This window comes from Chryseobacterium sp. FG46 (genome assembly GCF_057809135.1).
This window is the reverse complement of the sequence record NZ_JBMDJJ010000006.1, coordinates 141,252-166,439: the sequence shown is the minus strand read 5'-3', so window position 1 is coordinate 166,439 and position 25,188 is coordinate 141,252. Positions and strand designations below refer to the sequence as shown.

Annotated in this window: 15 protein-coding genes and 1 riboswitch; of the genes, 3 read left to right on the top strand and 12 right to left on the bottom strand. The window is 35.9% G+C overall.

Annotated elements, in window-relative coordinates; genetic code table 11:
- Window positions 1–7: 7 nt before the first annotated feature.
- Window positions 8–376: a hypothetical protein gene (locus ACODR7_RS06855; RefSeq protein ID WP_488838287.1), complete on the top strand. Its 369-nt coding sequence runs from the start codon at window positions 8–10 to the stop codon at window positions 374–376.
- A 237-nt stretch (window positions 377–613) separates the two neighbouring features.
- Here ACODR7_RS06855 and ACODR7_RS06850 read toward each other — a convergent pair whose 3' ends face one another.
- Together ACODR7_RS06850 and ACODR7_RS06845 are read right to left on the bottom strand one after the other, a co-directional pair.
- Complete coding sequence (locus tag ACODR7_RS06850) at window positions 614–2,107, bottom strand: RagB/SusD family nutrient uptake outer membrane protein (protein WP_488838285.1); 1,494 nt, start codon at window positions 2,105–2,107, stop codon at window positions 614–616.
- An 18-nt stretch (window positions 2,108–2,125) separates the two neighbouring features.
- Window positions 2,126–5,059: a SusC/RagA family TonB-linked outer membrane protein gene (locus ACODR7_RS06845; RefSeq protein ID WP_488838283.1), complete on the bottom strand. Its 2,934-nt coding sequence runs from the start codon at window positions 5,057–5,059 to the stop codon at window positions 2,126–2,128.
- An 83-nt stretch (window positions 5,060–5,142) separates the two neighbouring features.
- Window positions 5,143–5,242, bottom strand: a riboswitch (SAM riboswitch).
- A 245-nt stretch (window positions 5,243–5,487) separates the two neighbouring features.
- Between ACODR7_RS06845 and ACODR7_RS06840 the strand changes: the two genes are divergently transcribed.
- Window positions 5,488–5,895: a type II 3-dehydroquinate dehydratase gene (locus ACODR7_RS06840; protein WP_488838282.1), complete on the top strand. Its 408-nt coding sequence runs from the start codon at window positions 5,488–5,490 to the stop codon at window positions 5,893–5,895.
- A 102-nt stretch (window positions 5,896–5,997) separates the two neighbouring features.
- Here ACODR7_RS06840 and pckA read toward each other — a convergent pair whose 3' ends face one another.
- From pckA to ACODR7_RS06800, 8 genes are all read right to left on the bottom strand, one after another.
- On the bottom strand, window positions 5,998–7,614 hold the full coding sequence (gene pckA / locus ACODR7_RS06835) for a phosphoenolpyruvate carboxykinase (ATP) (RefSeq protein ID WP_488838280.1): 1,617 nt from the start codon (window positions 7,612–7,614) through the stop codon (window positions 5,998–6,000).
- Window positions 7,615–7,741: 127 nt separating this feature from the next.
- Entirely contained in the window at window positions 7,742–8,647 is a 906-nt protein-coding gene (locus ACODR7_RS06830) for a GYDIA family GHMP kinase (RefSeq protein ID WP_488838279.1), read from the bottom strand.
- Between the two features lie 8 nt (window positions 8,648–8,655).
- On the bottom strand, window positions 8,656–9,531 hold the full coding sequence (fabD, locus tag ACODR7_RS06825; RefSeq protein ID WP_488838277.1) for an ACP S-malonyltransferase: 876 nt from the start codon (window positions 9,529–9,531) through the stop codon (window positions 8,656–8,658).
- A gap of 70 nt (window positions 9,532–9,601) precedes the next feature.
- On the bottom strand, window positions 9,602–11,569 hold the full coding sequence (locus ACODR7_RS06820; RefSeq protein WP_488838276.1) for a LysM peptidoglycan-binding domain-containing protein: 1,968 nt from the start codon (window positions 11,567–11,569) through the stop codon (window positions 9,602–9,604).
- A gap of 38 nt (window positions 11,570–11,607) precedes the next feature.
- Complete coding sequence (gene bshC, locus ACODR7_RS06815; RefSeq protein ID WP_488838274.1) at window positions 11,608–13,194, bottom strand: bacillithiol biosynthesis cysteine-adding enzyme BshC; 1,587 nt, start codon at window positions 13,192–13,194, stop codon at window positions 11,608–11,610.
- 12 nt (window positions 13,195–13,206) lie between these two features.
- Window positions 13,207–15,144, bottom strand: a complete 1,938-nt coding sequence (locus tag ACODR7_RS06810) for a putative porin (RefSeq protein WP_488838273.1) — start codon at window positions 15,142–15,144, stop codon at window positions 13,207–13,209.
- A 92-nt stretch (window positions 15,145–15,236) separates the two neighbouring features.
- Window positions 15,237–16,871 (bottom strand): RagB/SusD family nutrient uptake outer membrane protein, encoded by a 1,635-nt coding sequence (locus tag ACODR7_RS06805; RefSeq protein WP_488838272.1) that lies wholly within the window; start codon window positions 16,869–16,871, stop codon window positions 15,237–15,239.
- A 12-nt stretch (window positions 16,872–16,883) separates the two neighbouring features.
- Window positions 16,884–19,748: a SusC/RagA family TonB-linked outer membrane protein gene (locus tag ACODR7_RS06800; RefSeq protein ID WP_488838270.1), complete on the bottom strand. Its 2,865-nt coding sequence runs from the start codon at window positions 19,746–19,748 to the stop codon at window positions 16,884–16,886.
- A gap of 397 nt (window positions 19,749–20,145) precedes the next feature.
- Between ACODR7_RS06800 and ACODR7_RS06795 the strand changes: the two genes are divergently transcribed.
- A complete protein-coding gene (locus tag ACODR7_RS06795) occupies window positions 20,146–20,826 on the top strand; it encodes a hypothetical protein (protein WP_488838268.1) in 681 nt (226 codons plus the stop codon).
- A gap of 70 nt (window positions 20,827–20,896) precedes the next feature.
- On the opposite strand, the gene infB is transcribed toward ACODR7_RS06795, so the two are convergent.
- Window positions 20,897–23,866, bottom strand: coding sequence for a translation initiation factor IF-2 (gene infB, locus ACODR7_RS06790; protein WP_488838266.1), 2,970 nt, complete (start codon window positions 23,864–23,866; stop codon window positions 20,897–20,899).
- Window positions 23,867–23,942: 76 nt separating this feature from the next.
- Window positions 23,943–25,178: a transcription termination factor NusA gene (gene nusA, locus ACODR7_RS06785; protein WP_034691439.1), complete on the bottom strand. Its 1,236-nt coding sequence runs from the start codon at window positions 25,176–25,178 to the stop codon at window positions 23,943–23,945.
- Window positions 25,179–25,188: the final 10 nt, after the last annotated feature.

Genomic DNA, 25,188 nt, shown 5'->3' with positions numbered 1-25,188 from the left:
ATTGTATATGAAAAATACAGAAATTAATGAATACAGAAAGTTTATGCTGTATAAAGATGAAAATACCTACATGTTTGAATATTCAGATGGAACAAACGAACTTACTGTATCAATAAATGATCATGATATTTATATTCAATATCATAAATTAAAAACAAGGATACCCTATCAGGAGAACCAGAGTAAAGTTTTTAATGATTTTGTTTCAGGAAATTATTTTATAAAAAACTACTATAATAATAAGATTTTATTATATTCCAAATTCATATGGAAAAATAAAGATCTAAAAAAATTTAATTTCAAAACAAAATATGTTTTTTTGTGCTGTAAAAAAATCAATAAAATAGAAAAGGTTCAAGGTTTAGCTTGGAAATAAGTATTCTTTTGTAACGAGAAGCTTATACTTCTTAAAACACTAACTTTAATATTTCTCAAATTCCTGCATCAATTGATGCAGGAATTTTTATTGTATTTCGAGTATGTAAGAGATTACAATATCCCGAAATGCTCTTGAAAATATGATTTATTGAGATAATATTTTTTGAAAAAAATCTAAAAAAAAACCACCGCAAAAGCAGTGGCTTAAAAAATCAATCTAATTATGGACTATATCCTATAAATTCGGGTTATTCTCAAACTCCCTTTGTGGAATGCTGAATAAGTAATAATTACTGTTCGGTACAAAAGCAGATTTATCCGGGAAATCAAGAACAGAATGTCCCCTACCATCAACTGTTTTCACCGTTCCGTCCGATGTAGTTACCTGAACTTTTATCGGTTTACCATCTGCATCTACAAATGGTTTTCTTACTACTGCACCCTGAGTTCTGATGATATCTGAAAGGGAGAATCCTTCTCCAAACAATTCTTTTCTTCTTTCAATCAGAACTGCATCTACTACTGCATTCTGTGACAATGAACCATTATAAACATTAGCATTTCTTGCAGATTTCAACTGATTCAATACTGCGACTGCCTGAGGAACATTTCCATTTCTGGCTTCGGCCTCAGCTTCGATCAGGTACATTTCAGCAGCTCTCATGTACACAATATCTGCAATAAGGGTTGGCTTAAACTTAAATTTGGCATACCTCAGCAATCCTTCTCTTCCTTTTTGCCCGTCCCATGAAAACAATTGAGATCTGATATCATTAGTATCAAAAAGATCCTTAAAATAAGGGTCTGCCATAAAACTGTAATAATAACTTCCCGATGAAGACACATCCAGATAATGGAAAGCATAACTCGCATCCGACTGCTCCTGTGTCTGTGCATGTCCCCAGATCCATTCTGCATTGTTGATATCATTGAAGCCATCCTTATATTTTTCCGGAGCCATCAATGGGAACCCTTCTCTTGCAATTTTCGCAGATGCTGAAGCTTTGCTCCATTCTCCTGTATTTAGGTAGGTTCTTGCCAGAAGTCCATTCACAACAGAACGGTTGATTTTATCTTTATTATTTCTTGTATAATTTTCCAACAGGTTATCAGCATCCGTAAGATCACTTTTAATCAGAGTATAGATTTCTTCAAGACTCGCTCTCTTCTTCCCTACAGTGCTTGTCGTGGAGGGTTCAGTGTAAATAGGAGCAGTAAGCGCTGATTTGTCTTTCAGATAGCTGAACTGATAAAAACTCGCCAGATTAAGGTAGCAGAAAGCACGTAATGCTTTTGCCTGTCCTTTCACCTGATTCTTTTTCTCCTGACTTCCTTCCGTTCCATCAATTCTTGTAATCACATTATTCATATTATTGATAGTGGAATACAATAAAGACCATATAAACAGCGGGCGGCTAGCTGTACTGTTCACCATTTCTGTAAAGGTATAAGTAGAACTAAAACCATATTTATTGGTCAATACGGCCACATCACTTCCCATGGCATCACTGGCTCTTAGAACAGTAGAATAACCGATATTGGCATAGGTTGTTCCATCGTTATTAAACTTTGCCCAGGTACCATTTACAACAGTTTCTGCACTTTCAGCTGTTTTGAAAACCTCCACGCTGTTGGCCTGATCAGTCGGAGCTGTGTCCAGATCATTTTCACAGCTTGTCAATGACAAAAACCCGATAAGTGCAAATGATATGTATTTTAATTTTTTCATTGTTTCAATTTTTAAAGGTTAAAGAGTTGCCTGAAGGCCAAAAGTGATTGTTCTCATTGCAGGATATCTGTAATACGTCGTTCCGTCCAAAGCCTGCTCAGGATCCATTCCTTTATGTTTATAGAAAGTCAGAAGGTTTTCTGCCTGAATATAAATTCTGAACTTTTTCAATCCTATTTTCTCAAAATAATCCTCAGGAAGTGTATATCCTAAGCTTAGATTTTTAAGTCTTGCATACGTCCCGGAATACAGGAATCTGGAAGAAGTTGAGGTCCAGTTATTCGTTGTTGTACTCAATCCCGGAACGTCTGTATAAGGATTATCAGGCGTCCACCTGTTCAACATTTCAGCACTCCACGCGCGCCCTCCTGCACTTCCGTTATGCATGATGGAAGTATAATCGGTATCTAAAATTTTTCCTCCGATTTTGAATGTCAGCAATCCTGAAAAGTCAAAATTCTTATAGGTGATGCTTGTACTGATTCCACCTGTCAGCTTAGGTAATGCAGAACCTTGCAATAGTTTTGTAGCTTTTGAATATTCCGAAGTTGTTCCTTCCACTGAGTTTCCGCTGGCATTGGTAGTAACAGTTTTCCATAAGGGTTTTCCATTGCCTGGATCCACACCAACCCATTCCGGAATAAAGAAATCATATACAGAACCTCCTACTGTCAGCAATTTAGTTCCTACCACAAGAGAACCTCCGGGTAACTTGGTAACTTTATTGTTTAAAGTACTTAGGTTCACATCTACATTCCATTGAAAATCATCATTCTTAATAGGTGTTGTAAATAATGAAAATTCAAATCCTGTATTCTGGATGGTTCCGATATTCGCAGGATAATCACTGATTCCCAATGATGGTGCAACCGGCATATTAAACAGAAGATCCTGGCTTTGTCTTTTGAAATATTCGATATTTCCTTTAATTCTGTTATTCAGAATCGCGAATTCCAATCCAACATTTAAATTAAGGTTGGTTTCCCATTTCACATTATTGGTAGAAGTCTTTTCAAGGGTTGTTCCCGGCTCTCCGCCAAGGCTTATAAATCTATACAGCTCCTGATACGCATAATAAAGCGGCTGCCCATTAGGTCTAAGTAATTTATCATTCCCCTGACCTCCGTAGCTGGCACGCAATGTCAGCTGATTGAAAACATTCAGGCTTTTAATAAATTCCTCATTGGATATTTTCCACGAACCTCCCACTGACCAGAATCTCCCCCATCTGTTATCTTTCGCAAATCTCGAAGAACTGTCTGCTCTTCCTGAAGCTGACAGGAAATAGGTATTATTATAATCATACTCTACTTTTCCAAGGAAACTTAATAAGCTTAATTTATTACTGTTTCCACTGAAGCTTCCTAACAGAGAAGCAGCATCCGGTTCATAGTAATAAGGCAGTGAAAACTGACTTCTTGTTCCGGAAATGGTCTGATAATCGTATTTATAGAATTCGTGCCCTGCTAAAGCATTAACATGGTGTTTTCCAAACTTTTTATCATACGTCAGAATATTGCTGGTTGTATAAGAAAGTGTTCTGGTATTGGTTTTCGTTACCGAACCTCCTATTTCAGCACCTTGCCCCAATAATGGATTTGAGTAATAATGTCCGTTATAATTCACTAAATCCACAGAGAAGCTGGTCTTGAATTTCAACTCCGGCAAGAAAGTGAATTCCATGAATCCTTTTCCGGAGAAGTTATCTTCTTTGTTTTCGTTTTTGTCTAAAGGCAGTGTTGCAGCGGCATTCTGATTCTGAAGCGCATTCGTAGGCCTGTATTTTCCAAAATCATAAACCGGGTTTCCATCAGCATCCAAAATATATGTACCATCTGCATTTCTTTCATAATAAGGATAGAATGAAGGAATAAATCTTGCTGCGTTGATGATGTTACTCGCCTTGGAATCCGAAGAAGTAGGCGCTTGCTGAATACTGTTTGTATAATTCAGGTTTACTCCAACATTAAGCCATTTTTTCACTTCAGAATTGATCTTCAATCGGGTATTATATCTTTTATATCCTGATTCAATCGCCATCCCTTTATCATCCAGATATCCCAGTGAAAAGAAGTAATTACTTTTATCACTTCCTCCGCTGATATCAAGATCCACCTGATTTCTTGAAGCTACTCTCTGTAAAATATCTCTCCAGTCATCATTCCAAAGCGGCGATGCACCAGGTAATAATTTTCCATCTGTTCCTACCGGTTTTGGATAAGCAGTGCCATATGGATTGATCCCAAGAGTCGAAACAAGATTATCTGTTGCCATTTGTGCAGCCTGTTGAGAAGAAACTTTGCCAGACTGATATCCGTTTCTCAGCGCTTCCCAATAGAGTTGAAAATACTGATCTGTATTAACCTGTTGATAATCTTTCACCGCTCTTCCGGAGAATCCCTGGCTGATATTAAAATTAACTCTGGCTTCTCCTTTTTTACCTGATTTTGTAGTGATGATAATAATCCCATTTGCACCTCTTGAACCATACAAAGCACTTGCTGTAGCATCTTTCAGAACACTGATAGATTCTATATCACTCGGGCTGATAGCGTTCAGGTTTCCGTCAAAAGGAATTCCATCCACTACATATAAAGGATCACTGGAAGCACTGATTGAGCCAATTCCTCTGATGCGGATGGTAGAAACTGCGCCGGGCTGTCCCGATGCACTGGTTGTTTGAATTCCGGCAACCTGTCCTTCCAATGCTTTGGTAATATTCGTAACTGGTCTGTTATTGATTTTATCGCTGGAAATTGTAGCTACAGAACCGGTATAGCTGTTTCTTTTTGCTTTTCCGTACGCTACCACTACTACCTCATCAAGTTCCTTTTCATGGAGGCTATCTTTTTTCGGCCTGGAATTCTGTGCATTGATGCTGGTTATTCCCAGAAAAAAAGCAGCAACCGGAGGTATCCACGCTTTATAATTGAATAAATTTTTGCTAATCATAATCAATTTTATTTATCATATATTAAAATTTTGCCCTTTGCCGAAAAGTCAGCAAAGGGCATCGATAAATACGATAAACCAAATGCTTATTTTTCCTTAAAAGGCTGAATGTAACACCTTGCCACACGAGGCAGGTTGTTAAGATTTCACAGGGTCAGTTCCCTCCATCTTTCTTTATAAGCCGATCGAAATATGGTTGCAAAGCTAAAAACTTTTAGTCTACAAAACAAGTAGACTTATTTGTTTTTTCATGATAATTTTTTAATAATTAACATAAATTTTTAATAAAACCCACTACAATAAGAAGTTGCAGACCTTATCATTTATTCAAACATGACAAATATCATTATCAATAATTCAATAGCATGAAAATTCAGTATACCTTAATTTTTGTGTGATTTATTGAAAAAACTTTTTAATTTTATGCTATGAAAGTTTTGATCATCAATGGCCCTAACCTCAATCTGTTAGGCACAAGAGAACCGGAAATCTATGGAAATGTTTCTATGGAAAGTTATTTGGAAAATTTAAGATCCGAGTTTCAGGCTTATGAATTACAATATTACCAGTCTAATATTGAAGGTGAGCTTATCAACAGGCTTCAGGATGATGATTTTGATGCGGTGGTAATTAACCCGGGAGCTTTCACCCACTATTCTTATGCAATTGCTGATTGTTTGAAGAATATCCGCAAACCGAAAGTAGAAGTTCACATCAGCAATATCTACAAAAGAGAGGAATTCAGGCAGAAATCAGTTACAGCAGCTAATACGGACGCTGTTTTATCTGGTTTTGGGATGAATGGATACAGATTGGCTTTATTGAGCTTGAAGTAATTTTTAGCTTATATTCCCCACAGATCACACAGATTCTCACAGATACATACAAACAAAAAGCCTCATTATTGATGAGGCTTTTTATATGTTGATGGATAACTATTAGATAGTCTGTTCCTGCAATTGGGGTCCTGAAGCAACTAATTTCTTACCTTCTTCAGTATCACAGTACTGCTCAAAATTCTTGATGTATCTTGAAGCAAGATCTTTTGCTTTTTCTTCCCATTCTGAAGCGCTCTCATAGGTATCTCTAGGATCTAAAATACCTGCAGAAACGTTTGGTAATTCAGTAGGAATTTCAAGGTTCATAATTGGAACCTGAGTTTTAGGAGCATTATCGATAGACCCGTCAATGATTGCATCAATGATTGCTCTGGTATCTTTCAGAGAAATTCTCTTTCCGGTACCATTCCAACCTGTATTCACCAAATAAGCTTTAGCTCCGTGCTCCTTCATTTTACCGATTAATGTTTTAGAATACATTGTAGGGTGTAATGTAAGGAATGCTTCACCAAATGCTGGAGAGAAAGATGGCTGAGGTTCTGTAATTCCTCTTTCAGTTCCGGCTAATTTTGAGGTATAACCGCAAAGGAAGTGGTACTGAGCCTGATCTTCATTCAGGATAGAAACCGGAGGAAGTACCCCAAATGCATCTGCTGAAAGATAAACAATCTTCTTAGCATGACCTGCTTTAGAAGGCAATACAATTTTGTTGATATGATATATTGGATAAGAAACTCTTGTGTTCTCAGTGATTGAACCGTCTGTATAATCTGCTACTCCATTGTTCACAACAACGTTTTCAAGAAGTGCATCTCTCTTGATGGCAGCGAAGATATCCGGTTCTTTTTCTTCAGATAAGTCAATCACTTTAGCGTAGCATCCTCCCTCATAGTTGAATACTCCGTTGTTATCCCATCCGTGCTCATCGTCACCGATAAGGTATCTTTTAGGATCTGCTGATAAAGTAGTTTTACCTGTTCCAGAAAGACCAAAGAATAAAGCTACATCCCCTTTTTCTCCAACGTTTGCAGAACAATGCATGGAAGCCATACCTTTTAACGGAAGGTAATAGTTCATCATGGCAAACATTCCTTTTTTCATCTCACCTCCGTACCAGGTACCTCCAATGATCTGTAGTTTTTCAGTAAGGTTGAACATAATGAAGTTTTCAGAGTGTAATCCCTGAGCTTCCCAGTTCGGGTTTGTTGTTTTTGATCCGTTGATTACAGTGAAATCCGGCTCACCGAAGTTTTCAAGCTCATAGTGAGAAGGACGAATAAACATATTAGTAACAAAATGCGCCTGCCATGCTACTTCAACGATGAATCTTACTTTAAGTCTCGTATCTGCATTCGTTCCGCAGAATGTATCTACTACATAAATCTTTTTAGATCCAGCAAGCTGGTTCAGCACTAGTTCTTTACAAGACCCGAAAATTTCTGCTGTTGTAGGTAGGTTTACTTTACCATCCCAGAAAATTGTATCTCTTGTAACATCATCCTGAACAATATATCTGTCTTTAGGTGAACGACCTGTGAAAATTCCTGTTTTTACCGATACTGCGCCAGATTCCGTAAGCTCAGCTTGCTCAAACCCCTGATTTTCAGGAGAAACTTCAGCCTGATATAATTCTTCATAAGAAGGATTATACACTACTTCATAGTTTCCTTTAATCCCTAATTTCTCTAAATCCTGGATGATTTTAGTGTTTTTCATTTTACTTATATTTTCTATTTCTTTATTGACTTCAACAAAAATAATATTAATTATTTGTTAAAGGTGGTTTAAATATACTGATATAAGTCAGAATGACAAATAAAAAAAAAGGATTACAACCATTTGATTATAAGCTAATTATATTTTCCCATTCTAAAACAGTGGAAAAACCTTTCTCCCAAAAATAGTTCTTATAGTCCCCAAATTTAGCACTCATTACAAAATCTCCACCCCATGCACCTAAACTTTTGACAAATAAAGGGCAATCTGAGAATAATTTTTCTTTAACTGTGAGAATTTCAAGAAAATTTGCAATTTTATGCTCATGAATCATCATTAATTCGGAAAATTTTTCCAATTCATTGCATAACAATATTTTTTTTGTGAGATCTGAAAATTCATTCACCAATTCCGGAGACTTCTTTTTGGACTTGTAAAAGTTGATTCCCTCTCTACTATCCTGCTTCTGATTTAAATGAATAAAAATCAGTTCATTTTTAAAGGATGGACTGAAATCTACTTTCTCATATTTTATCTCAGGTTTACTCTGGAACAGAACTGCAGATTTTTCCTTAGCTACAGCGATATCGTATCCACTGCCACCTAAGCTGATAGTATTAAGATAAAAAGGATCAACCTCTGCCCATTCTGCAAGATTGTTCATCAGGGTGGAACTGCTACCAAGCCCATAATCTGCAGGAAACTGAAGATTTGTTTTTAAATGATAAGTAAGGTCTGCTTTGAATTTACTGCTAGAAAGCTGCTGAACATTTTGTAGTGTTTTGGTAATGAATTCAGCACTTGATGGAATATTGGTTTCCAGAATCTGCCAGTTTTTATAATCTATGACAGCTTTTAACCATAATGTATTCTGATGATAAGCTTCCCAAAGAATAAGAGAGTTTCCATCTTCTTTTTCTTCAAAGAAAAACTCTTGTCCCAGCCTGGTAGGTACCGCTAAGACAAGAGCTCCATCTATTGCGAAATATTCTGAAGTAAGCATAAGCTTTCCCGGTGAAAATATCGCGTTCATATTTTTTATTAGATTGCAGAAGTTGCTTCTACAGATCCGTCAATTTTTTTGATTAATCCCTGAAGGGTTTTTCCTGGTCCTACTTCTACGAAGTTTGATGCACCGTCTTTAATCATATTCTGAACAGATTGTGTCCATTTTACAGGACCGGTAAGCTGAGCGATCAGGTTTTGTTTGATCTCATCGGGATTTGTTACCGCTGTAGTCGTGATATTCTGGTATACAGGAATGGTTGCTTTTCTGAATTTTGTTTTTTCGATAGCTGCGGCCAGTCTTTCCTGTGCAGGCTGCATCAATGGTGAATGGAAAGCTCCGTTTACTGGTAATAGCAATGCTCTTTTAGCTCCTGCTTCTTTCAGTTTTGCGCAAGCTTCTTCTACTGCGGGTGTTTCTCCGGAAATTACCAATTGTCCCGGACAGTTATAGTTGGCAGGAACAACAATTCCGTTGATCTGTGCACAGATTTCTTCAACCTTAGCATCTTCTAAACCTAAGATAGCCGCCATAGAACTTGGATTGGCATCGCAAGCTTCCTGCATAGCCTTTGCTCTTTCAGAAACTAATTTCAAACCGTCATCAAAGGATAAAACTCCGTTGGCTACCAAAGCTGAAAACTCTCCTAAAGAGTGTCCTGCAACCATTTCAGCACCAAGACCATTTACGGCTTTTAATGCTGCTACTGAATGTATAAATATTGAAGGCTGGGTAACCTCTGTTTTCTTAAGATCCGCATCCGTACCGTTAAACATAATGGAAAGAATGTCGAAACCTAAAATTTCATTGGCAGATTCCATCAGATCTTTAATATCTTTTCTAGAATCATACAATTCTTTTCCCATTCCTACGAACTGAGATCCCTGCCCTGGAAATACAAGTGCTTTCATGTATTGAATTAAATATTATGCAAATATAACTATAATGTTAATAATATTCTTTTAAACAGCTACAAATCATTTAAGGCACTAACCTGATTACTCTGTAACCGGTATTTACATAAGCACCATTAGCTTTAGATTTTACAAACTCAAATTTGGTAGCAAGCTGAGTCTGAACTTTATTCATCTGTTTAAAGATCTCTCCTTTTTTATTTTCTCTGGTTAGCATGTCATTAACAACATCAAAACCTACGATTGCATATTTTGGTGGAGTTTTACAGTATTTGCTTTTATAAGCAGCCAGAATTTCTTTTTCAAAATTTCCGTCCGTATTAATCTTTCTATCCATCAGATATACCAGACTTGCCTGGCTCAGTTCGTCTACTCTCTTCTCAAAAACCGGAGAATAGAACATACTGAAGGCTTTTATTCCCTGAACTTCTTTAGAAATAGCAATCATTCTGTTGGCAAAAGCATCTCCAGCAGCATTATCATCATTTGCTAAAATGGCAATAACCGGTGCAGATTGTCCTGTCATCATATTCTGATCCGGCTGAATATCTGCCGGGGAATTAACAATAATGATATTAGGATTTTTCACCGTTTTTTCAAGTCCGGCTTTGATATAATTGGCATTTTCTTTTTTAGCATCTGCCACTATATATATTTTCTGATCTGAATAAATTCCTTTTATCTCTTCTACAATCTTATCAGCATAGGTCTGATTGTTGGTCTCAACAATAATAAGATTACTGTAGTTATAAAGTTCCGGAGAGTTGGCAAATGGTGCTACAACCGGAATTTTCTGATTTTTGGTAAAATCAAGAACATCAATTACATTGGATTTAAAGAAAGGCCCTATGATAAGGTCTGTATTATCAGGATTGATCTGTGTTAAAGAGTTTTTGAATGAAGCTTCATTTCCAGAATCTACCACTTTAATATCCAATTTTTGCCCTCCTCTTGCATTTCTTTCAATGGCAAGTTTAGCTCCTGTCAAAAAATCAAGAGCCATTGCTCTATACTGAGTTTCGTTGGTACTGTATCCGAAAGGGAGCATTAAGATAACACTTAAAGCATCACCGTTTTTCTTTACGTATGCAGCATCCTGCTTTTTAATTTTTAAAACCATTCCGGTTTTCAAACCATGTGAAAGATCCGGGTTAAGAGCAATAAGCTCATCAATAGAAACACCGAATTTGTTAACGATAGAGAATACTGTATCACCCTGCTGAACTGTATAGGTTACATAATCATCACCTGCGGCAACATTGGAAGCAGTTGTTGATTTTTCGTTCCCGGAATCCATTTTTGCTTTTGGATTGGCAGTTTCTGCAACAGTATCAGTATGAGTCGTTGTATTTGTTCTTTTTATTTTAATGGTATCACCTGGTTTCAGTCCTTTTTCTTCCAATCCCGGATTTAAAGCATAAAGGTCCTGCTGGCTGATGCCAAACTGTTTTGTAATTCTGTAATAATTATCTTTAGCCTGGATGACATAAGACTCTCCTTCTACAGTAGCAGTAGCGGTTGTAGGGGTAATCGTCGTTATATTTTTTTCTACAGCGGGCTCAGCATGTTTTTCTGCTGCTACAGCCTGCTGCTCACCACCATATTTTTTAATGCTGGCAAGAGGTAAGGTGATTTCGTCCCCGATTTTCATGTGAGAATCCAGTTCAGGATTCAGTTTTCTCAAATCAGTTTCGGAAATTCTGTATTGTTTTGTAATACCATATATTGTTTGCTTTGGCAGTAAAACAATTTTACCCAGAGAAGAAGCACTTGTGTTTGAAGTTACTTTTTCCGCTGGAGCTGTTTTTGTTACAACCGGAGTGGCTGCTTTGTCTGATTTTATGGCTAAAACATCTCCGATCGCCAATTTGCCATCTTTATGTTTTGGGTTTAGCTTCAGCAATTCATCTACAGTCATTCCATACTTTTTGGCAATGTTGTAAGGATTGTCACCTTGCACAACCGTATGTGATTTCTGGGCTGAAACTCCCAAAACCATACATAAACTGGATAGAATAAAAAACCTCTTTATCATATTCGATAATTATAATTTACAAAAATACTTCTTTAAAATTAAATGGCAACAATTATTAATTTGGAATCATTAACCACCATCTCTTCCAAACAATTTTCAAGCCACGAGTAGCCGTAATCTGAAAAGAATACACTAAAGTTATAGACTCTTTCCTGCCATATTTTTGCGGGATGAACATCTAAAAACAGATTTTCAAGCCGTTCCAGCAATTCGTTCTGTTTTATTTTTTCAGCATGAAGCAGACGTTTTTTCATTCTTTTAAAAGATTTCAACTGTCGTACTTCTTCTGCCTTTACCATATTTCCAAAAGATTTTTCAGTGGTTTCCGCCGAAACTTTCAATGCAGAAAAATTACTGATCAATAATTCTTCCTTTTCTTCAAGTAATTGTAAAATCGGATTATCTTTTAACATCTTCTGATGGGTAAGTACCGAGAAGTTATGGAAAAAATCTTCAATTTTAAGATCAAGTTTCTCAATTTTCCCCAATGTTTTTTCTTTCAGGAATAGCATCGAGTTTCTTGGAATAAGGATAGGGAAAGGTGTATTAATTTTTGAGAAATAATCTTTCAGTTCCAGCCAGTACATGATTTCGGCATTTCCACCGATGTAGGCCAGATTTGGCAGTACATTTTCCTGATACACCGGACGCATCAATGCATTCGGACTGAATTTTTCAGGATGATTTTCCAATTCGACTAGAATTTCTTCTTCTGTAAACTGGATAGGTTTATCTACAATACTATACTTTAGCCCGTTAAATTCTATTCTGTCTCTGGTTTCAGAAAGGTAGAAAAGGTTTATTTCACGAGGGTTCACCTGAACCTTTCCGTATTTCTCTGTCAGAAACTTTACTTTATCTTCAGAAGTTTTCTGTAAGCTGAAATGAAGAAGCTCATCTTTAAAAATGGTCTTCATTTGATTTTTAAGTTCCTTAGAATCTCCGTCTACAATCAAAAGCCCAAATTCTGAGAAAAGACGATTGACAAGAATCTTAATAGCTTCCGTTAAAGTATTTCCTACTTTATATGCTTCCTTCATCATTAAGATCAGCTCTGTACCGAAAATAGAATCTTTGAATTCTTTTTCAAATTCCGAAATAAAATAGGTGTCACTGATTTCAATTCTTCCTACCGGACCTCCGGATTTCTCATGGGTTTCGTAATAATTATTCTCGGTTTTAAAATGATTGATCTCGGCAAAATCATGATCCTCAGAAGCCATCCAATACACCGGAACGAAATTAAAATCCGGGAAATTTTCTTTCAGATAAGTACATGTCTTTATGGTCTGAAGAATTTTATATACGAAGAAAACAGGTCCTGAAAACAAGTTTAGCTGATGCCCTGTCGTAATGGTGAACGTGTTGGGCAGTTTAAGATTCTCAAGATTTTCTTTCTGCCTTGAAGATAGGGAAAGAGTTTCTAACTGACCTTCTAACACATCAGCTAAAATATTTCTTTTTTCTGAAGCAAAAGAATCTTTTTTCAGATGAATCTGCTGTCTGAAATGCTCTAAGGAAAATGTATTATTTTCAAAACCTTCAATTTTCTGATGTAAAAAATCTTTCACCAATTGAGGAATGCTTTCTATATCGTTAAATGATATTTTATTAATTGTTTTCAACCTGTACAGTTTTTAGTTGAACAAATACCACACGATTCCGATATTCAATCTGAAATCATACACCGGGTAATGTGGAAATGCATATGCTTTGTTATTGGAAATCACTGTTCCTATCTGCTGTCCTTCTATGAAAAAGAACATTTTCTTCACCTTCATATTAATATAAACGTCAGCGATAGGCTGTCCTCCAATGGAGAATGAATCTGCTCTTGGAAGAATATATTCATTAAGAACAGGGAAGTATTCTCTTGAAGCGAATTTAGAGAAGTAATATACTTTAACACCTGCCTGGATTTCTGCTGCTTTTTTGAAGGCCTGGGTCTGGTAGAAGAAATTGGCTCTACCGATGAAGCCCGGCATTGGAAGCAGATCTTTGTTCGTTAAGGTATTCTGGAAATGCACTCTTGTATTCAGATGGAATTTGTTGAAGCTGAATGTAGCATCTCCTCCGATCTGAGAGATATTCACTGAATTGTCACTTTGCTTCGGACTTCCATTGCTGTCAAAGTAAGTATAGTTATCAATTCTGAAGTAATTGGCGAAAATTTCAGTTTTAAACCATTTTAGATTGATACTTCCTCCCACTTCCATTACAGACTGGTTCTTTGCATCTTCAAGATAATAATTGAAATTATTATAAACGGAGGTATTTAATAAATAATTGAATGATGGATAGGCACTTTGGAAGTTCACTTTTGCATTAACGAAATAATCTTTAATGGGTTCAAACTTCAGATTGTTGGTTGTTTTCAGGTAACTTTTAAACTGGCTTCCATTTGAAAATTCCAGGAATGAGTTCAATTGAATTTTATCCCAAAGTTTTACCTGCAGATTTCCTACAGCTCCGATTCTGTTTTCTTTGAGTTCACCAGGAAAAGGCACATTGTTGAGTGCAACAACATCTCTTATCCCGAATTTAATCATCTGATAACGCACACCAGCATCCAGCTTGAATTTTTCATTATTAAAGATCAGGCTTACTGTATTGCTGAAGTTTTCAGAATATTTCTTGGTTGTGAATGGAAAACCATTGACTAAATCTGTAGGAGCATCATACCAATAAGACTCCAAAGCGGTTTGGTTATAATAGTATTTATTTCCCTGATGAGAAAGAATATGTCTTATGCTGAAAGGAAATTTCTCAGAATTGAATGGAGTAAACTGATGACTCAGATAATATCTTCTGTAAGAAAACTGCGAGCTTGAAGAAGCCAGATTTACCTGTGCGTTTTGTCTGTTACTATAATTACTGTCTCCACTCTGAAACAGATTATCTTCAGTAATTCCTCCACTCTCCTGATTATTTACATTCTGATGAAGATAATGGGCAAAAAGCTCATAGTTTCCACTTTTCGAAATATAGTGCCCTGAGAATAACGTATTGTTGTTTGCTGACAATGAGTTTCTGTAAAGCCCCTGAGAACGAAGTCCCATATATTCAAGAGCGAAGTTGAATCTCTTTCCGATATTCTGGGTATAGGTTGATTTCAGAGCAGCTCCGTTACGCATTGCATTATGATAAATAAATGATGCGGTAGGTGTTTTTACATCATAGTATTTCACATCATTGGCTCCAATGATCATGTAAGATTTATTGGAAGGCAGTAAGGAAAGGTTTTCTTCCGGGTTTACCTCAAATACAAGTGGATTGAATCCTGAACCAATGTTGGCAGGCTGTACTCTTCCGAAGTTATCTTTATTATTTTGCTGTGAAAAGATATAGGTTTTATCAAAAGTCATTACCGTATCAAAAACTTTCTTTTCAGAAAACTCAGTCTGATACTGGTAATCATTAATTGTAGGTTTGAAAATTTTCAGGGAATCTTTTTTCCCGGAATCTATTACAAGGGTGTCTTCTTTTTTGGGTTGAGGCTTAGTGTCTGCTTTATTAACGACCTGAGCCCTGGCTACAAAACTTAAAGAGAAGAGTATGAAAAGGATGTACTTCATTATTCATTATTGTACAGCAAAAATAAGAAATAAAAGGACATAAAAAACCCCTGCTTTGAGCAGGGGTTCTATATCAAATGATTATTGTATGATTAATAACCAGGGTTTTGCTGGATATTCGGATTAGCTGAAATTTCAGATAAAGGAATAGGTAAAGTGTATTTATAACTATTATTTGGCAAGTTTTCTACTGCAACATAATCATCTTCATCACTTCTATCCATTGTCACTCCTGCTAAGGTAGCCAACCTCTTTAAATCTAAATAACGATGTCCTTCTAACGCAAGCTCAATTCTTCTTTCTTTAAGGATATCAGCGTAAGCGATTTGAGCATTACCATAAGTAGGAGTTACAGCAGTCCCATGAATTCTTCTTGCTGTTCTCACTTCTTGTATTAAGGACTGAGCAGTAGATAAATTATTTTCAGCAACTGCACATTCTGCTAAAATAAATTTCATTTCAGATAATCTAAACAGTTTCAAGTCATTTCTACTGTTAGTACTTACTTTGCCAGGATATTTATCAATTACATAATAATTGTTAGCTAGGTATGGATAAGATGTAGGGTCTACATAAGCATATTTTCTTACATCACCGTTTACGAAAAATAGGTTAACTAGATTTTTTCCCCATAACCACATTGGGCTACCAGTAACTATGGAACCATTAGTATTAAATAATTGTCCAACGTTTGATCCAGCACCCAAAGGAAGTCTGTTCAAGGCAAAAATAATTTCACCTCTATCTTTATCCGCCCACAGATTTCTATAAGGATTAAATGATCCCAGTAGACCATTTCCTGTAGCGGCCGTAATTCCTCCATAAAAAGCAATATTCCAAGTAGAAGTTTGGGTGTTGGCTGTTGTTGAATATGGTCCTGATTCAGTATTGGTATATGGGTTTGAACCTGTATTAGGCTGCCCCTGTGTAAGTGTTAATCCGGCATTATTTATTACATCTTGTGCATATTGTTTAGCTAAGGCAATATTACCTCTGTAAAGATTAAATCTCGCAGCTAAAGCATTAATAAAGCCTTTATTTATTCTATATCTATCAGTTCCATAAGTTGTTAAAATACTTCTTGCATAATCCAAGTCCGCATTGATAAAGTCATAAACCTCTTGATTTTTAGCTCTTGGCAATTTTACATCTACAGCAGGTACATCCTTTACAAGCATTACTCCTAAAGCATTTGGATCTTTCATGTTTGTTGAGAAAAACGCCTCCAATTGTACATAGCTATATGCTCTTGCAGCTCTTGCCTGAGCTAAAATCTGATTATACTGTGTTTGTTGAGCAGATGTCGAAGGGGTTATCTTTTTTGCTCCTTCCAATAGCCTGTTTACATTATTAATGATAGTATAGTGCTTAAGCCATAGACCTGGAGTTGACAAGGTACTCATCCCACCGCCATTAACTAATGATGATGATGGATTTAAAAAGTGTCTGTACAATTCCCACTCCTGACCACCACTACCAATCTCACTAATCATCAATTCATCAGTAAAAACTCCTGAAAAATAAATTTCTTCAACAGGGTCCATATTTCCATATACAGATCCTAATAAAACATTATTAAGGTTTTCAACACTTGTAAAAAGAATATTATCATTTTCAGTTAACTGACCCGCCTGTGTGATATCAAGTGCATCCTGGCAGCTATTTAAAGTCAATGTTGTAGTTGCAAAACCCGCTACAATTAAAGCTGTACTTATTATTTTTTTCATAACTATTTAAATTTAAAAATCAACATTTAACCCTACAGAAATTGTTTTTGGGTTTGGGTAAACATTCAATGAGTAAGTTGTTACTGGTTCTGGATCATATCCTCTCCATTTACTCCAAGTATACAAATTTTCTGCCTGCACAAATAATTTAATTGATTTAACAGGTAAATTACCTAATTGATTTTTCGTGAAATTATAGCCAATCGAAATATTCTTTAATCTGACAAAGTCTGATCTGAAAAGGAATCTATCTGATTGACCTTGTAGTCCCATATTCTTTGCTTTTAATGCAGGTACATCTGTATTAGTATTAGTTGGTGTCCAAGCATTTAGCAAATCAGCAGAAACGTTAAGATTATTACCCGCGTAAGCAGGATTCATCTGCCAATCATTTAAGTTATCATAAATCCATCCTCCTTGTTGGAATGAGAACAATGTATCAAAGAAGAAACCTGAATAATTAAAGTTAAATCCAAATCCTCCTGTAAACTTAGCGTAAGGTGATTTACCTGTTAACCTTCTGTCTGCTGCAACTGGTTCTTTAGTCATGTTTCCATTAATATCAAGAAACATCTGCTCCCCATCTGCTGGGTCAACCCCTAAATAAGGATACAATTGATACTGACTTGCAGGACCTCCAACTGCATTAACAACATCTCCAGTTAAATCTTGAGCATCTAAGCTTACAATTTTGTTTGAGTTGTAAGCAGCATTTGCAAAGATTGACAATTTCACTTTATCTGTTCTTAACACATTGTATCTGATCAATCCTTCAACCCCTTTATTATCAAGAATACCATTATTTCCTCTTACACCGTAAGTACCAGTAGCCGCTGAATAGTTAATGCTGCTATATAATCTTGAAGTTCTTTTTTGATAATAATCCACAGAACCTTCAAGTACTCCATTATAGTTGAAATCAAGACCTATATCACTTTGTTTCACTTGCTCCCATCTTAAGCCTGGATTTGCTAGATTGGTAAAATAGTATCCTAGTAAGTTTTGATAAGCAGATGATCCATTATATAGATCCAAGAAGTTATTAGGTAATTGAACAAGTGGGTTGGCATTGTTTGTTACACTAATAATGTTTTGGTTACCAGTAGTACCAATAGAGGCACGTAGTTTCAACATTCTAAAGCCCGAATTAGCCATGAAATCTTCTTTATCAATATTCCATCTAACAGCTGCTGACCAGAATGTCTCCCATCTGTTTGCTGGAGCAAATCTATATGAACCATCTCTTCTTACAACACCGCTTACTCCATATTTATCTTTATAATCATAATCTAATGTTCCGAAATAAGCTAATGTTCCGGCCGTAACTTTTGTAGCAGATACACTAGGTCTGTAAACATTTGGAGTATCAGGATTAAATGGAATATATCCTGTTCCAGCTCCAAATTCCCATTGTGCCGGATTTAATCCATTTTGTGTTTGAGTATTACTATTTACATGGGCTTTAATATAATCCATATATGCAGCTACACTTAAAGTATGATCACCAAAAGTCTTGTTAAAAGTAATATTTGTAACAGTATTGAAAGTTAAATCATTGGTAGTTTGGAATGTTTCAGATCCCCCATACTGTTGACCATTAGGAATTGCAGTTACTAAGGCAAGATATCCATTCGCTGATCTTGCAAAAATTCTTTCATGCTGTTTATAATCAATTCCTGTACGGTTTCCAATGCTCAACCAATCCGTAAGCTTATAGTTTACATTAGCATTAGCGGATATACTCATTTCTGTAAATCTGTTTCGAATTCCTCCATTGATATTATCCTGAAGAACCCATGGTCTATAAGCTGAACTGGCACTACCAATAGCATTATATAAATCTCGTCCGTTTGAATATGGACTAGGAGCCAAATAGGTTGGTGACAAAACTCCTCCGAAAAGAGGATTTTGAATTACATTGCCTGCAATACCTGAATTCGTTTCATCATCTAACTGATTTCTCTTGGAATATCCTAAACCTAAAATCGCTCCAAAAGTTAATTTTCCATCTTTTGATTTTCCATTTAAGTTATTTCTTAAAGTAAATCTTTTAAAATCTGTGGATTTAATAATACCTTGGCTATCTAAATATCCTAAAGATAAAAAGTTATTCACATTTTCTCCTCCAGCAGTAACCGATAGATTATGTTGTTGAGAAATACCTATTTGAGTAAATTGTTTATTCCAATCAGTATCAATTGCCCAGTTATTGATTTGATCTTGTGTTAATTTATTTGTAACTGCATATCCTGCACCGAAATTCTTTTGAATTTGTAATAATTCTCTACCATTAGCAGAATTATAGTCTGCTTTAGGCATGGTTGAAAATGATGTTAATGCATCATAAGAAACTTTTAATCCTGAATTAAACTTCCCAGCTTTTGTAGTAATTACAACTACTCCATTCGCTGCTCTGTTACCATAAATAGCTGTTGCTTGGGCATCTTTTAAGATACTAAAAGTATCGATATCGTAAGAGTTTAAGTTTCTGAATTGTGATCCAGAAGTGATTACCCCATCTACAACGTATAAAGGATCAGTCGATCCATTTAATGAACTCATACCCCTAATTAGAATATTGAATTTTCCAGAACCCGGAGAACCCGAAGCTGAGTTAACAACAATACCAGGTGCAGTTCCTTGGATTGAGTTCAGAACAGAAATGTTTGGTCTGTTTTCTAAAGTTTCAGAACCAACTGTAACTGAAGATGTTGTAGACTTTGCTTTGGTAGATGTTTTACTATATCCTAAAACAACAACCTCCTCAATTTTTGTCTCCTTGTCTTTTTTATCCTTGGAGTCTTTTTCCTGAGCAAATACAGCCTGTCCTGTAAAAAACAAAACACCAGCCGTTAATACACGTAATTTAACATTCATATTAACAAATTTTAATATATTTTAGGAGCAAATATGTTAATAAATATTAACACTAGCAAATTTTTCAGATTCACAAATCATAGATATATTCATGATAAATCAATCTAACACCACAACATACATTATAATTCATAATATTAGATGTAAAAAATTATTAAAATTTAAATCAAAAACTTAAATTATTCACTTTTTAACACTTTAAAATCAAAAGAAAAATAATTATTTATAATGAATCTAAATTAAAACAATGCTAATATTCAAGCTTATAGGCGTTTTTTTTTAATTTATATGATCATTAATTTCTATTTTTTCAATACAAATGCTTCATCCAATTAAACAGATAAAAAATATTGGTTTCTTTTAAAAAGTAATATATTTATAACCTAAAAAAAAAAACATGAGAAAAATAGTCTTAACAGCATTAGCCATATTTAGCTTCAGTTTTAGCTTTGCACAAAATACACTTTCAGTAAATGGTGCTACAGGAGCACAATCCGTATTTGATGGCATCAACTCAACTACAGGTAAAACATTTAAATATGATGAGATTGCAGGGGATTCCCCATATATTGGGAAAGAATTTTCTGATGCAAAGATTGCTGTTAATTATGAGCAGCTTCCTATACGCTATAACAGCTACACTGATGAAATCGAATTTAAGAAAAACGGAAATGTTCAGGTTCTTCCAAAAACCACAGATTTTTCAAGAATTGAAGTTCTGTCTCCTAGACAAGTAATCGTTTTACTGGACACTTCAGATAATTTAAACGGATATTTTTTTGAATTGATCAACGGAAAAAACAGTCTGTACAAAAAAATCAAAACTAAATTTACTGATGTTGTACCGGCCGCAAATTCTTATGCAAGTGAAAAACCTGCTAACTTCAGAACATTGCCTCCAGTGTACTACATCAAAACACAAAACGGCTTTATCAAGAAGCCTAAAAATCAAAAGGATATTATCAATCAGTTTCCAGATAAAAAAGACAGCTTAACCAGCTTCTTTAAATCCAATAAAATAAAGTTTGATGAGGATGAAGATTTAATAAAGCTTGTTACCTTTTTGAATGAAAATTAACGAAATATTTATAAACAATTATATAAAAAAAGCAGGCTTCTCAGATGCCTGCTTTTCTTATCTTAAATTATTATTTAAGTTTTTTCTTAACAGCTACTTCTTCGTATACTTCAAGAATGTCACCTATTTCAATATCATTATATCCTTTAAGGTTCAGTCCACATTCGTAACCTTTTGTTACTTCCTTCACATCATCTTTAAAACGTTTCAAACTTTCAAGTTCTCCGTCGAATTTAACAATACCATCTCTTAACAAACGTACTTTAGACTGTCTTGTTACTTTTCCGGTAAGAACCATACATCCTGCAATTGTTCCTACTTTAGAAATCTTGAATACCTCACGGATTTCAACATTACCAATCACCTGCTCCTGAATCTCCGGAGAAAGCATTCCCTCCATCGCTTCTTTTACTTCATCGATTGCTTTATAGATTACAGAATAGGTTCTGATTTCAATTTCTTCACGGTCTGCAAGTTCTTTAGCATTAGCACCTGCTCTTACGTTAAATCCAATAATAATAGCATCTGATGCTGCTGCTAAGTTGATATCAGATTCTGTGATCTGTCCAACCCCTGAGTGAAGAATTTTAACGCTGATTTCTTCAGTTGATAATCTTTGTAACTGATCAGAAAGAGCTTCTACTGAACCATCCACGTCACCTTTAAGGATAATATTCAATTCTTTGAATTCTCCTAAAGCAATACGTCTACCTAATTCTTCAAGTGTCGTATGCTTCTTAGTTCTGATTGATAATTCTCTTTGTAATTGTTCTCTCTTATTGGCAATAGCTTTACCTTCACTTTCATCAGCATATACCCGGAATTTATCACCTGCAGTAGGCGCCCCATCCAAACCTAAGATTGTTGCAGGGATTGATGGACCAGCTTCATTAAGATTTTTACCTCTTTCATCAAGTAAAGCTTTTACTTTACCATGATTTTTACCTGCTACCACATAATCTCCAACTCTTAGAGTTCCGGTCTGCACCAGCATTGTTGCCACATAACCTCTACCTTTATCTAAAGATGCTTCAATAACAACTCCGTTTGCTGCACGTTCAGGATTTGCTTTTAATTCAAGCATTTCAGCCTGTAGTAAAACTTTCTCCAACAATACATCTACATTATTACCGAATTTGGCTGAGATTTCTTGTGCCTGAACATTTCCACCCCACTCTTCTACTAAAACAGGAGGGTTTAAACCAGAAAGTTGCTGACGGATGTTATCAGGGTTGGCATTTGGTTTATCCACTTTATTGATTGCAATAATCATTGGTACCTGCGCAGCCTGAGCGTGAGCAATTGCTTCTTTCGTTTGTGGCATTACATCATCATCGGCAGCAATTACGATAATTGCAATATCCGTGATCTGAGCACCTCTTGCTCTCATCGCTGTAAAGGCTTCGTGACCTGGCGTATCTAAGAATGTAATTCTCTGACCGTTTTCCAGTTTCACGTTATAAGCACCGATGTGCTGAGTAATTCCTCCTGATTCACCAGCGATGACGTTGGTTTTTCTGATGTAATCCAATAATGAAGTTTTACCGTGGTCAACGTGTCCCATTACAGTAACTACCGGAGCTCTCTGTAATAAGCTTTCTTCAGTATCTACTTCATCTTCAGCATCCGTATCTTCAAGATCAGCATCTGAGAATTCGATTTTATAACCGAATTCATCTGCTACTAATAATAAGGTATCCGCTTCAAGCCTCTGGTTCATGGTAACCATAACCCCTAATGAGAAACAAGCAGAGATTACTTCCGTTGGAGAAACATTCATCAAACTTGCCAATTCACCTACTGTGATGAATTCTGTTACTTTCAGCGTTCTGTCTTGTGCTTCAAGCTCCTGCTGGCGCTCATCCTGCTCTCTACGGAAAGTTCTCTTGTCTTTTCTGTGTTTTGCAGATTTAGACTTACCTCCTTTGTTAGTAAGTTTTTCTAATGTTTCTTTGATCTGGTTTTTAACTTGTTCGTCAGTTAATTCAACTGGCATAACTCTTTGCCCGGGTCTGTTGTTCTGGCCTCCTTTTTTGAAGCCACCACCTTGCCCCTGACGGTTTCCACCCCCTTGGTTATTTCCAAAACGGTTTCCACCCTGGCCACTCTGACCTGGAGGACGATTTCCTTGTCCTCCCTGACCTTGGCGGTTTCCACCTTGTCCACCGTTATTATTCTGACGGTTTCCCTGGCCCTGACCACCTTGGTTGTTATTATTTCCTGAGTTTTGATTATTCCCCTGACCTTGTTGGTTATTCTGGCCACCTGGTTTTTCAATTCTCTTTCTTTTCTTTTTTGCTCCTGCACCTGGCTTTGGCGCAAACTGAGTTAAGTCTATCTTTTCACCAACGATCTTAGGACCGTCAAGTTTCTGATACACTGTCTCAATTTTCTGTGGTTCCTGAGATTCAGGCTCAGCCTCAACTTTTGGAGTTTCCACTTTTTTCTCTTCTACAACAACTGGTTTTGGAGTTTCTTTTACTGGTTCCACAGGTTTAACTTCTTCTTTTTTCTCCTCCATTTTTGGTTTGTCTTTTTTCACAGGTCTGTTTCTAGATTCTATTTGAGACAAATCAATTTTATCCAAAACTTTAAATTCCTGCTTTTCTGGCACTGCTTTAACTTCCGGTTGCTGTTCTTCTTTCACGATTTCTTCTTTCTTTTCTTCAACCGGTGTAGCAACAGGAGCCACAGGAGCCGCAGAAGCTTCTTCAACTTCAGGCTTCTTAGGTTCTAAGTCTATTTTACCTAAAATTCTAGTTTCTGGTTTATTTGCTTTAGCTCTTATCACTTCAGGGGTTTTCTTTTCTTCAATTTCCAGTTTTTCTTCCGGAACTTTAGTGATCACCACCTCATGGGAAGCCTTTCTTTGTTCGCCGTCTTTAGCAAACTCAGCCTCCAATGCAGAATATGCCGCTTCTTCCAATTGAGCGTTAGGATTGCTTTCAACCTCGAACCCCCTTGACTGTAAAAACTCTACTAATCTGGACATCGAAATGTTGAATTCCTTAACCGCTTTATTTAATCTAATTTTTGGCATTTATATTATTTACTGTTTTTAATTTTTAAAATTAAAGTATTTCTTTTTTACTGTTTATTAAGATTTATTTACAATCTTAATCTTCAAATTCTTCTCTCAGAATACGTTTAACCTCTTCGATTGTTTCTTCCTCAAGGTCAACCATATTTAAAAGACTTTCAGTTTCTTTATCCAATACTGATTTTGCAGTTGTAAGTCCTACTTTCTTAAACTCATCCAAAATCCACTGCTCGATATCATCGTTAAATTCTCTCAATTCAACATCGTCATCCTCGCTGGATTCTCTGTATACATCAATTTCATATCCTGACAACCAAGAAGCCAGTCTGATATTCTGTCCTTGCTTTCCAATCACTTTAGAAATCTCTTCAACAGGAGTATAAACCAATGCATAGTTTTGATCCTCGTTGATGTCAATTTTATTGACGGTCACATTTCCTAATGCTCTCTTCACCAAAATCTCAGGGTTTTTAGACCACTGAATAACATCGATGTTTTCATTTCTCAACTCTCTTACAACGCCATGAATTCTGGATCCTTTAACTCCAACACAAGCTCCTACCGGATCAATTCTGTCATCATAAGCATCTACTGCAATCTTCGCCTTTTCACCAGGAATTCTCACTACCTTTTTCAGGATAATTGTTCCGTCCTGGATTTCAGGAATTTCCAGCTCTAATAACTTCTCAAGGAATTTAGGTGCAGTTCTGGAAATAATAATCTGTGGTTTAGAACCTTTAAAATCTACTGTCTCAACAATAGCTCTGATATTCTCACCCTTTTTAAAGAAATCGGATGGGATCTGGTTTTCTTTTGGTAAAATAAATTCATTTCCTTCATCATCCAGCAGAATCACGTGCTTATGACGGATATGGTGGATTTCACCAACAACGATTTCACCAATTTTATCTCTAAACTGTTCGTACAGCATTGCATTATTGTGTTCCTGAAGTTTTGTAGCCAGAATCTGCTTAAGGGTAAGAATATTTCTTCTTCCCAATTGTGCAACAGGAATTTCCATTGTAAAGTCTTCTCCTACTTCGAAGGTAGGATCAATCTTCTTAGCTTCAGAAATTTCAATTTCCAAATCATCATCTTCAGACATTTCGTCCTCTACAATTGTTTTATTTAAAAATATCTGAAAATCTCCTTTATCCGGGTTTACAATCACATCAAAATGATCATCTGAATCAAATCTCTTTCTTAAAAGAGTCTTCAGTGAATCTTCAATAATTGCCATAAGATCAATCTTACTGATCCCTTTTTCGTCTTTAAAATCACCAAAGGATTCAATCAACGCTATATTATCCATCTATTCTTTT